This window comes from Mycobacteriales bacterium, from assembly GCA_035995165.1.
Taxonomy (GTDB): domain Bacteria; phylum Actinomycetota; class Actinomycetes; order Mycobacteriales; family CADCTP01; genus CADCTP01.
The window spans coordinates 1-10252 of record DASYKU010000119.1 but is presented as its reverse complement, the minus strand read 5'-3'; the positions used below and the strand labels follow the sequence as shown (position 1 = coordinate 10252).

Genomic DNA, 10252 nt, shown 5'->3' with positions numbered 1-10252 from the left:
GACGGGGTCGATGATCTGCCAGCACTGCCGTACCTCGTCCGACCGGATGAACAGCGTCGGGTCGCCGACGAGCGCGTCCAGCAGCAACCGCTCGTACGCCTCGGGCGACTCCTCCGGGAACGACTCCCCGTACGAGAACTGCATGGACGCCGAGCGCACCCGGAAGCTGTGCCCGGGCACCTTGGCCCCGAAGCGCAGCGTGATCCCCTCGTCCGGCTGGATCCGCAGCACCAGCGCGTCCGCGTCCAGCTCGGAGGCCTGCCCGGCGGTGATCGGCAGGTGCGGCGGCCGCTGGAACTGCAGCGCCACCTCGGTCACCCGCTTCGGCAGCCGCTTGCCGGTGCGCAGGTAGAACGGCACGCCGGCCCAGCGCCAGTTGTCCACGTCCAGTCGCAGCGCCGCGTACGTCTCGGTGCGGGACAGCGGGTCGACCCCGGGCTCCTCCCGGTAGCCGGCCATCAGCTCCTCCCGGGTGCCGCCGCGGGTGTACTGCCCGCGCACCGCGATCCGGTCGATGTCGACCGCGGTCGGCAGCCGGATCGCCTGCAGCAGCTTGACCTTCTCGTTGCGCACCGCCTCCGCGTCGAACGAGGTCGGCGGCTCCATCAGCGCCAGCGCCAGCACCTGCAGCACGTGGTTCTGCAGGATGTCGCGGGTGGCGCCGGCGCTCTCGTAGAAGCTGCCGCGGGTGCCGACGCCGAGCGTCTCGGCCACCGTGATCTGGACGTGGTCGACCCAGGTGCGGTTCCAGATCGGCTCGAAGACCGCATTGGCGAAGCGCAGCGCCAGCACGTTCTGCACGGTGTCCTTGCCCAGGTAGTGGTCGATCCGGAAGACCTGGTCCTCGGCGAAGTGCGCGTGCACGGTCGCGTCGAGCTGCTCCGCGGTCGGCTCGTCCGTCCCGTACGGCTTCTCGATCACGACGCGGGTGACCTGACCCGGCCGGCGGTTGAGCGCGGCCCCGCCGAGGCCGGTCACGATCGGCCCGAACGCCTCGGGCGGGGTGGACAGGTAGAACACCCGGGTGCCGATCGTGCCCCGGCTCGCGTCCAGCTCGTCGAGCAGCTCGGACAGCCGCGTGTACGTGCCCGGGTCGTCGTAGGCGCCGGCGAGGTAGCGGTAGCCGCCGGTGAGCTCGGGGTTCACCGACTCGCCCCGGTCCAGGACCTTGGTCCGGAACTCCTCGTCGGTCATCGGCGTCCGGCCGACGCCGACCACCGCGAACTCGGGCGGCAGCCGCTTGGCCGTGGCCAGGCTCTCCAGCGCCGGCACGAGCTTGCGCCGGGTCAGGTCGCCGGACGCCCCGAAGATCACCAGGACCGACGGCGGCGCGTTGCGCTCCGCCTGCTCACCAGACATGTCCACACCGGACAGCCAACCGGGTGCGGATCATTTCGGCCAGACTCTGCCGTGCTCTACCCGCCCGGGGTGTCGGGACCGGCCGAGAGCAGGTGCAGCAGTGCGTCCGCGTACGCCGCGTCGGGCTCGTCGCCGGTGAACTCGACCGCCTCGTTCCAGATGGTCACCACCACCCGGTAGCGGTTGCCGACGCGCTCCAGCCGGTGGAAGCTGCCGCCGAGCAGCCCGCGCAGTTGTTCCTCGCGGGGCAGCCAGACGGTGGCGTCCTTCTCCACGTCGTCCAGCGCCCACTCGGTCGTGCCGTTGAAGCCGATCACCGTCCGGCCCGGCAGGTCGTGCACCTCTACCGTCATCGTGGACAGCACGAAGACCTCGTCGTCCATCTCCCGGTCCGGGATGAAGAACCGATCCCCCGGGGCCGGTTCCCAGACCAGCCCGGCCGCCATCAGCCGGCGGGCGAGCGCGATCGGGATCACTTCTCCATAGTGCAGGGTGATGCTGGTGCCGTGCATCCCCAAGAAGGGCTGACCGCGCAGCGGGCCGCCCTGGCCGAACAGGCCGCCGCGCTGGAGGCCGACCTGGCCGGCATCGTCGCCGCGGCGGCCGGCGCGAACGCCGACGACGAGCACGACCCCGAGGGCGCCACGATCGCCTTCGAACGGGCCCAGACCGCGGCTCTGCTCGACCGCATCCGGGCCCGGCTGGCCGAGCTGGACCGGGCCCTGGAGCGGGTCGCGGCCGGCACGTACGGGACCTGCGTCCGGTGCGGGCGGCCGATCGGGGCCGAGCGGCTGGCCGCCCGCCCCGACGCGACCACCTGTATCGGCTGCGCGACGGGCCGCCTCACCCGATAGGCGACTGGATCTCCAGGACGCGGCCGAAGTCGGGGAGCCGGCGGGCGCCGGCCAGCACCCGGGCCAGCGCGTGCCGCAGGCCGATCTTCTCCTCCTGCGCCACGTACGCCACCCGGCCGGCGACCTGCGGCGCCGCGAACGAGGTGCCGAACTGCAGGGCGAACGGGTCCGGCCCGAACGTGTCCGGCTCCGGGTCGAAGAACGGGTCCTCGGTGCCCTGGACGTACACGGTCAGGACGCCGTCGCCGAGCACCGAGCAGTCCACCCAGGAACCGCGGCTGGACCAGGGCGCCGGGGTCAGCTGCTGGGTCAGCGCACCGACCGCGACCACCCCGCGCAGCGCCGCCGGCCACACCGGCCGGGCGTCGCCGTAGTTGCCCGCGGCCGCCACGATCAGCACGTCCTTGCCCTGCTCGGCGGCGATCTCCTCGATGAGATCGACCGCCGCCTGCAGGGCCACCGGCGGCTCGTCGTCGGTCGTGGTGGTGCCGAGGGAGAGGTTGAGCACCACCGACTGGCCGGCCTCGAAGCCTTCCTGCACGGCCGTCACCATCGCGCAGGCGATCTCGGACTCCAGCGCGGAGCCGTCCGGGGGCACGGCCGCGTACATGGCCAGGGTCGCGTCCGGGGCCTCGTACTGGACCAGGCCGGCGACGGAGGTGCCGTGCCCGCCGGCCGCGTCCAGCAGCGGTTCGGCGGCCTCCGGGTCCTCGTACAGCGAGTCGATGGTGCCGGGCCGGGCCAGGCCGGCCAGCCAGCCGTCGGTGCGCGGCTGGTCGGTCACCCCGGTGTCGACGATCGCGACCCGGACCGGCGCGTACTGCGCGGTGGTGGGCGGGTGCGGCGGCCAGCTCCGCGCGGCCGGCTCCGGGCCGCCCTGGGACTTGATCACGACCGCCATCGGCGGCACGAAGTTGAAGGAGACCGCGACCCCGCGGGCCCGCAGCGTGTCCGCGTCCTCGGACAGCTGCGCGGCCCGGGTGCCCGCCTTGACCAGCTTGGTCACCCGGCCGCGCAGGCACTCCATCGGCTCGCCGCAGTAGCCGAGCGCGGCGGCCAGCCGCTGGGCCAGCGCGTCGTACGCGTCGGTGCGGATCAGCAGCTCCCCGGTGCCGACCAGGTAGTCGTCCTCGTGCCGCTCCAGGATGTCGATCTGGGGCAGCTCCGGGCGCAGCGTGCGCCCGGCCCGGGACCGCTCCAGCACCTCCCGGCGCCACCGCCGGTCCTCCCAGGTCCGGCCGAACTCGGACGTGTGCCGGCGGACGGTCAGCACGTCCGACAGCCGTCGCTCCGCCGAGCCGCCGTCCGGCGCTTCACTCATCTGGTTACCTACCCCTTGGTCGTTGGCAGCCCCGTACGCGGGCCCGGCTCCTGTGATGGCGGACCTCTGATGAACGAGCGCGACGCGGAGATTCTGATACGCGCGACTAACGCGTACGTCACGGTCGTCGCCGATCCTGCCGCAGGCGGCCCCGAGGCGATCGCACTGGTCGCCGAGGCGCGCCGGACCCGCCAGCCGGAAGCGCTGGTCGCGGCGCTGCGGGCGGAGGCCTGGTACCACCGGACCCGGCTGGACGGGGCCCGGGCCAAGCGGCTGCTGGACGAGGCCGTCCGGATCGCCCGGCGCGAGCGGCTGCCCGAACGGCTGGGCGAGGTGCTGGTCACCCGGGGCGTGGTCAGCCACGAGCTGGGCCGGCCGGGCGCGGCCGAGCGCGACTTCACCGCCGCCGCCGGGCTGATCGCGCCGGGCATGGCGGCCGAGCTGGCGGCCCAGCAGGGCGCGCTGTACCTCAACCAGGGCCGGCTGGAGGAGGCCGCCCGGCTCTACCGGCGGCTGCTGGCGAGCTCGGGCCTCCCCCGCGACGTCCGGGCCAAGGTGGCCAACAACCTCGGCGTGCTGGAGACGCAGCGGGGCCGGCCGCAGGTGGCGCTGGGCTGGCTGGACCAGGCCGCGGAGGCCGCGCACGGCGTGGTCCCGACGTACGCGGCCGCGATCGCGGAGTCCCGGGCCGCGGCGACCGTGCAGGCCGGGCGGCTGACCGAGGGGCTGGCGCTGTTCGGCGAGGCCGCCGGGCTCTGGCAGGCGGCCGGGCTGCCGCTGGGCGAGTTGCACGTCGAGCACTCCGAGGCGCTGGTCGAGCTGCGGCTGCTGCCGGAGGCACAGGAGCAGAGCCGGGAGGCCGTACGGCTGCTGGACATGCACGGGATGCCGCTGATGGCGGCCGAGGCGCAGCTGCGGGCCGCGCAGCTGACCCTGCTGCGGGGCGACCTGCCGGCCGCGGCGACGCTGGCGGCCGAGGTCGCGGCCCGGTTCCGGCGGCAGCGCCGGGCCAGCTGGGCCGCCCGGGCCGACCTGGTCGCGATCGAGGCCCGGCTGCGCTCGACCGCGTCGCTGGCCACCGACCCGGCCGCGGCCCGGCGGGCGGCCGCGGTGCTGCGCCGGGCCCGGATGCCGGCCGCGGTGCACGCCTCGCTGGTGGCCGGCCGGGTCGCGGCGGCCGCCGACAAGCCCGCGGCCGCGGCCGCCGCCTGGGCCGACGCGCTGGCGTTGTCCCGGGGCGCGCCGGTGCTGGTCCGGCTGCGCGGCCGGGTCGCCGGGGCGCTGGCCGGGCGGCTGGCCGGGGACGACGACGCGGTGCTGCGGCACAGCCGGGCCGGGCTGGCCGACCTGGCCCGGCACCGGGCCTCGCTGGCCTCGTACGAACTGCGGGTGCTGGCCTCCGGGCAGGGTGTCGAGCTGGGCCGGCTCGGGCTGGCCGCGCTGGTCCGGGGCGGCTCGCCGGCCCGGGTGCTGGACTGGATGGAGCGCACCCGGGCCGCCGCGGTGGCCGCGGTCGAGCCCGGCCCGGCGGGACCGGACACCGAGCTGGACGCGGAGCTGGCCGCGATGCGGGCCGCGTACGCGGAGCTGCGGACGGCGCCGGGCTCGGGCCGGTCCGATGTCAGCCCCCGCCAGACCGAGCTGGAGGCCCGGATCCGGCAGAGCTCCTGGCTGCGGGCCGCGGCCGCGCCGGCCGCCGCGCCCCGGCTGTCGCTGGCGTCGCTGCGCGGGCAGCTCGGCGACCGGGTGCTGGTCGAGTACGACGTGCTCGACGGCGAGGTCATCGCCGCGGTGGTGGAACCGGCGCGCACCCGGCTGGTCCGGCTCGGGCCGATCGCGGGGGTGACGTTCGAGATCAGCACGCTGCTGTTCGCGCTGCGCCGGCTGGCCCGCGGCACCGGCCGGGCCGCGGCCGCGCTGGCCACCGCCCGGGCCGGGCTGGACCACCTGACCGCGCTGCTGCTCGCGCCGCTCGAGCTGCCGTCGCACTCCGAGCTGGTCGTCGTGCCGGTCGGCGAGCTGCAGCGGGTGCCCTGGTCGGCGGTGCACCCGCAGCCGGTGTCGGTGGCGCCGGCCGCGGCGATGTGGGAGCGCAGCGCCCGGGCCCGGCCGCTCGGTCAGGACGTCGTCCTGGTCGCCGGGCCGGACGTGCCCGGCGGCTCGGCCGAGATCGCCGCGCTCAGCGCGCTGCACCCGGCCGCGACCGTGCTGCGGCCGCCGGCGTCCACCGCCGGCGCGGTCGTCTCGGCGCTGTCCACGGCCTCGCTCGCGCACCTGGCCTGCCACGGGCGGGTGCGGCCGGACAACCCGATCTTCTCCTCGCTGCTGCTGGCCGACGGGCCGCTGACCGTGCACGAGCTGGAGGCGCGGGGGCCGGCGCCGTACCGGATCGTGCTGGCGGCGTGCGAGTCCGGCACCGAGGTCGGGTACGAGGGGAACGAGACGCTCGGGTTCGTGTCCTCGCTGCTCGCGCGCGGGAGCGCGGGGCTGGTGGCGAGCGCGGTGGTCGTACCGGACTGGGACGTGGTGCCGTTGATGCGGTCGCTGCATTCGTCTGTGCTGCGAGGTGCGACGCTCGCGACGGCGTTGTTCGAGGCGCGGTCGACGCTGGACGGGGCGGATCCGCGGGCGTTCGTGAGCTGGTGCGCGTTCAATGCGTTCGGGGCGGCGTGAAACGGGCACGAGGTCCCGTTCGTTGGGTAAGTGAGAGCCAGTCGGCCCGGTCGGCCTAGGAGGACCCATGAGCGAGACCCCGCGGGACCAGCGCGGACTGTGGAGCGAGGTCAACGCGCGGTTCGAGGAGCTCGGGGAGGCGCTGCGCGTGCACCTGTCGCCGGACGCGGCGCGGACGCCGTCCGATCCGGGCGGCTCCGAAGCGGCACCCTGGGCGGACCCCGCCGACCTCGGCGACTCACCACCCGCGTCCGCCGCCTCCGGGGCGACCCCGCCGGCCGACGCGGTACGACGCGTCGAGGCCGAGCGGGCGGCCGACGCCTGGGCCGCGGCGACGGCTGACGACTCGGCCGCCGCAGCACCTCAGCCCACGGCACCTGACCTCACGGCACCTGACCTCACGGCGCCTCACCCCGCGGCACCTCACCCCGCGGACGAGGCGCCTGTTCCCGCCGCCGAGGCGCCGACGACGGAGGCGCCGACGGCCGACGCGCGGTCGGAGTGGGTGGGACCGACCGCCGCAGGAGGGTCGGCGGGCGACGCCGGGTCCGGACCGGGCGATGCCGAGGAACGGCCGTGGTCGAAGTGGACCGGATCGGGCCGGTTCGCCGGCGGTGCGGACTGGGAGACCGCCCGCCACTCCGTACGGAACCTGGGCGAGTCCGTGCAGCGCGCCGCCACCCAGGCCGGCGACGCCGCCCGCGACCCCGAGGTCCGCGAGTCGGCCCAGCGCGCCGCGCGTTCCCTCGGTGACGCCATCGCCACCACCGCGCAGGACATCGCCACCGAGGTGCGCGAGCGGATGCGCTCCCCGCGCTGGTCGGACCCCGACACCCCGGGCGAACGCCCTCCGGTCGCGCCCGTCGACGACGACCCGCCGCCGCCCACCCCCTGAGAGGCATTGCCGCCGGGCGAAAATCACGCGCAGACTGCGGGTGAGGGCGGGAGGCACCGATGACCCCGGAATGGCGGACGCTGCGGTTCGCGGCACTGTGGGTGTTCGGCTCGATCGCGGGCCGAGCCCCCGGCACCGACCCGGTCGAGGACGACGCCTTCTGGGACGCCCTGCACGATCTCGCCTTCCGCCTGCACGGCCCCGGCGGCGACTTCCTGCGCGCCACCGCCGCCGAGGGCCGGTCCGCGCTGGTCGCCGACCTCCACGCCGACGCCCGCCCGCTGGCCTCCGGCCTGTTCGCCGTCGCGACCGTCCTGGACGCCGACCCCGAGACGGGCCCCGCGATCCGCGCCGTGCTGATCCGGCTCGCCCGCGACATCGCCACCGCCCGCGGCCCGCACGGCCGGTCGATCAGCCGCGACGACGCCGAGTCGCTCGCCCTCGTCGCCGAGATGCTCGACGCCACCGACCTCATCCCGGCCTGAGCCACCACCAGGGACAGCCCGATGCATCCGTTCCCCATCGCCGTCGGCTTCGTGCTGGTGGCGATCGGAGTCATGTTCGGCCTGCTGGCCCGCCACTTCGGCTCGCGCCGGGAGGACCGCGACTGACAACGCGAAGACGGTCACCTCACGACACACCGGGTGTCGTGAGGTGACCGTCGGAGAATGACCGCGTCAGGCGGCGCGCCGGGTGACGGCGTGCCGGTCGTCCTCCTCCTGGGCGAGGTCCGGCTCGGGCGGCAGTTGCGCGGCGGCCGCCGCCTCCTCCTTGCTCCGGCGCGACTTGGAGAAGTGCGTCATCATCGGCTTCTCCACCAGCTCGTGCAGCAGCCCGGAGAGCCCGATCGTGATCACGAACAGGACCGCCAGCAGCGCGAACGTGGTCGGCGTGCTGAACGTCCGGGCACCGAGCAGGTGCCGGGTGAACGCGAGCACCAGGTAGTGCAGCAGGTAGAAGGCGTAGGAGATCTCGCCCAGCCAGACCCAGACGCGCCCGGAGACGAGGCTCTTGCGGCCGGCCGCGTCCTGGGTGGCCGCGGCGGCGATGACGAGCGCGAGCGGGATGACCGAGATGAAGTCCATGTTGAACCGCTCCGGCGTGTACGTCGCGAGCCAGTACACCCCGGCCATGAGGGCGACGGAGCCGCCGAGCCCCAGCGGCAGCCGCCGGCCCGTCATCACGATGCGGGCCATGAAGATGCCGAGCACGAAGTCGAGCAGGCGCGTCGCCGGGAAGTGGAGGGTCAGCCACACGTCGGTGTCGTGCGAGCCGCTGGGGTACACCGCGCTGTACGGCAGGGCGTGGCTGATGAAGGGCACGATGAAGATCGCGGCCATGATGCCCCCGGCCCAGCGCCACAGAAGCTCGGGCCGCACCTTGTCGATGAGGCGCAGGAAGACCGGGAAGAGCAGGTACATCAGCGCTTCACAGGACAGCGACCAGTGCGGCAGGTTGAAGCTGGTGCGCGTGTTGATGTTGTTCGACCACGACTGCAGCAGCAGCACGTCCAGGAGGCCGGTCTTCCGGTTGAAGACCTGTCCCTGGACGAAGACCGCGAGCACCACGCCGAGGATCAGAGCCACCATGTAGTTCGGGTAGATCTTGAAGAGGCGGCGGCGCCAGAACGCACCGAGCCGGTCCCCGGACCGCGCGCTCCAGGTCAGCACGAACCCGCTGAGGATGAAGAAGTAGACGACCCCCGTGAAGCCCCCCTGCTGCACCGCCCCCATGTACAGCCCCGAGGCGTTCTGACTCGAGAAGAACAACATCAGGGCCGAGTGGAGCCCGAACACCATCGCGGCACAGATGAAGCGCATCCCCGTCAGGGACGGGAGCCTCCCCGCGCGTGCACCGGTAGCAGCCCCCGCGTTCGAGCCGTCCGGCCCGTCGGCGGTCTCCAGGGATGACGTCACGTGCCTTCACCTCCATGATCGGGCTGACTGGTGTGAGCACGGTTCCGCTGCCCGATCAGGGAGCGACACCGGCCGAGCAAGAACATGATTTACGTTCCCAGTCCCTCGTCCGGACCGCCTCTTCCCGCGTGCGCTATGGACCGGCCGACGGAAATGTGCCGACATCGGGAGAACCGTGGCGCATCGTTAAGATGTACGGTCAGTAGTTATTTGAGCGCCGAAAGTCCGGTAGTGACCAAGTCGCCTTGAGCCCGCGAGTTCCTCAACGTCGGCTATCACGACTACGGCGCCCGCGGCCTCGGCGACGGCGGGCATGCCGGGGGTCACGCTCGCCGTACGGGACCTGATGGACCCGCCGCCGGTGGCCGAGGTCTACGCGAGCCTGTATCCGGTGCTCGGCGCCGGCGCGCTTCTCGCGTTCGCGGTCTTCCTTCGCCGTACGGGACGGAGCGTCGCGGAGCTGCCGGCGGACACCCGGTTCGGACACCCTGGCGGCGTGCGCGCTGGGCGGAACTCCTAGGACCCCTCCGGACGCTCCACGTCGGCGTCGATGTCGGTGAGGAGGTCCATGAGATCGGCGGCGTTGGTCTGGGCGTAGTCGGAGTAGCAGTTGTTCATGAAGACGTGGGTCTCCTGCGCCTGCTCGCCCAGGTTGGCGACCTTCGGGGCCCAGTCCCGCAGCTCCTCGGGCGAGTAGTGGTAGCCGAAGCGGTCGTAGATGTCCTTGCTGGTCCACTTCTCGCTGTGCCCGTGGAAGCGGATCACGGCCAGGTCGGCGGTCGCGGCGACCACCGGCGGGACCGAGGACGTGTGCCCCTGCGGCATGTCCACGCACACGTACGGCACGCCGTACGAGGTGAGGAAGTCGAGCGTCTCGGCCCGGTTCTCCTCCGACATCCAGGTCTTGTTGCGGAACTCGACGCAGATCCGGGCCGGCTCGGCCCGCCGCTTGCACTCCAGGATGTAGTCCTTGTTGCGCCGCCCGATCGGGAACCACTGCGGGAACTGGAACAGCAGCGCGCCCAGCTTCCCGGCCTGGTGCAGCGGGTCGAGCGCGGACAGGAACCGCTCCCAGACCTGGTCGACGACCTTCGGGTCGAGATCCTTCGCGTACACGTTCGGCTTGGCGTCGGCCGGCCGCAGGTCCTTGTAGATCGACGCGGTCCGGGTCGGGTGCTGGGTCAGCAACGAGTACGCCTTCACGTTGAAGGTGAAGCCCGGCGGCGTCCGCTGC

10 protein-coding genes are annotated in these 10252 nt (G+C 73.8%); 5 read left to right on the top strand and 5 right to left on the bottom strand.

The window, feature by feature from the left end; all coding sequences use genetic code 11:
* Positions 1-1359, bottom strand: a 1359-nt coding sequence (zwf, locus tag VGP36_19905) for a glucose-6-phosphate dehydrogenase (protein ID HEV7656978.1), incomplete at its 3' end; no start/stop codon positions are given.
* 56 nt (positions 1360-1415) lie between these two features.
* The gene (locus VGP36_19900) at positions 1416-1871 is read right to left on the bottom strand and encodes a hypothetical protein (GenBank protein ID HEV7656977.1); all 456 of its coding nucleotides are present in this window, start codon (positions 1869-1871) and stop codon (positions 1416-1418) included.
* Here VGP36_19900 and VGP36_19895 point away from each other — a divergent pair.
* Positions 1866-2213 carry a TraR/DksA C4-type zinc finger protein gene (locus VGP36_19895; GenBank protein ID HEV7656976.1) on the top strand — a complete coding sequence of 116 codons (348 nt, stop codon included), beginning with the start codon at positions 1866-1868 and terminating at the stop codon, positions 2211-2213. The two genes, VGP36_19900 and VGP36_19895, sit on opposite strands and share 6 nt — an antisense overlap.
* On the opposite strand, the gene VGP36_19890 is transcribed toward VGP36_19895, so the two are convergent.
* Positions 2203-3534, bottom strand: coding sequence for a S8/S53 family peptidase (locus VGP36_19890; protein ID HEV7656975.1), 1332 nt, complete (start codon positions 3532-3534; stop codon positions 2203-2205). The two genes, VGP36_19895 and VGP36_19890, sit on opposite strands and share 11 nt — an antisense overlap.
* Before the next feature lie 69 nt (positions 3535-3603).
* Between VGP36_19890 and VGP36_19885 the strand changes: the two genes are divergently transcribed.
* From VGP36_19885 to VGP36_19875, 3 genes are all read left to right on the top strand, one after another.
* On the top strand, positions 3604-6207 hold the full coding sequence (locus tag VGP36_19885; GenBank protein ID HEV7656974.1) for a CHAT domain-containing protein: 2604 nt from the start codon (positions 3604-3606) through the stop codon (positions 6205-6207).
* Positions 6208-6274: 67 nt separating this feature from the next.
* Complete coding sequence (locus tag VGP36_19880; GenBank protein ID HEV7656973.1) at positions 6275-7102, top strand: hypothetical protein; 828 nt, start codon at positions 6275-6277, stop codon at positions 7100-7102.
* A gap of 59 nt (positions 7103-7161) precedes the next feature.
* The gene (locus VGP36_19875) at positions 7162-7587 is read left to right on the top strand and encodes a hypothetical protein (GenBank protein ID HEV7656972.1); all 426 of its coding nucleotides are present in this window, start codon (positions 7162-7164) and stop codon (positions 7585-7587) included.
* 192 nt (positions 7588-7779) lie between these two features.
* Here the strand turns inward: VGP36_19875 and VGP36_19870 are convergent, their stop codons facing one another.
* Positions 7780-8922 carry an acyltransferase gene (locus VGP36_19870; GenBank protein ID HEV7656971.1) on the bottom strand — a complete coding sequence of 381 codons (1143 nt, stop codon included), beginning with the start codon at positions 8920-8922 and terminating at the stop codon, positions 7780-7782.
* Between the two features lie 409 nt (positions 8923-9331).
* On the opposite strand from VGP36_19870, the gene VGP36_19865 reads away from it, so the two are divergent.
* Positions 9332-9538: a hypothetical protein gene (locus tag VGP36_19865; GenBank protein ID HEV7656970.1), complete on the top strand. Its 207-nt coding sequence runs from the start codon at positions 9332-9334 to the stop codon at positions 9536-9538.
* On the opposite strand, the gene VGP36_19860 is transcribed toward VGP36_19865, so the two are convergent.
* Positions 9535-10252 (bottom strand): DUF72 domain-containing protein (locus VGP36_19860; GenBank protein ID HEV7656969.1); only part of this gene is annotated, 718 nt, incomplete at its 5' end. The two genes, VGP36_19865 and VGP36_19860, sit on opposite strands and share 4 nt — an antisense overlap.

What these genes read in the sequence shown, in the direction of transcription:
- VGP36_19900 (HEV7656977.1), bottom strand. Translation starts at nt 1,871, where the DNA reads ATGCACGGCACCAGCATCACCCTGCACTATGGAGAAGTGATCCCGATC.
- VGP36_19890 (HEV7656975.1), bottom strand. Translation starts at nt 3,534, where the DNA reads ATGAGTGAAGCGCCGGACGGCGGCTCGGCGGAGCGACGGCTGTCGGAC.
- VGP36_19885 (HEV7656974.1), top strand. Translation starts at nt 3,604, where the DNA reads ATGAACGAGCGCGACGCGGAGATTCTGATACGCGCGACTAACGCGTAC.
- VGP36_19880 (HEV7656973.1), top strand. Translation starts at nt 6,275, where the DNA reads ATGAGCGAGACCCCGCGGGACCAGCGCGGACTGTGGAGCGAGGTCAAC.
- VGP36_19875 (HEV7656972.1), top strand. Translation starts at nt 7,162, where the DNA reads ATGACCCCGGAATGGCGGACGCTGCGGTTCGCGGCACTGTGGGTGTTC.
- VGP36_19870 (HEV7656971.1), bottom strand. Translation starts at nt 8,922, where the DNA reads ATGCGCTTCATCTGTGCCGCGATGGTGTTCGGGCTCCACTCGGCCCTG.
- VGP36_19865 (HEV7656970.1), top strand. Translation starts at nt 9,332, where the DNA reads ATGCCGGGGGTCACGCTCGCCGTACGGGACCTGATGGACCCGCCGCCG.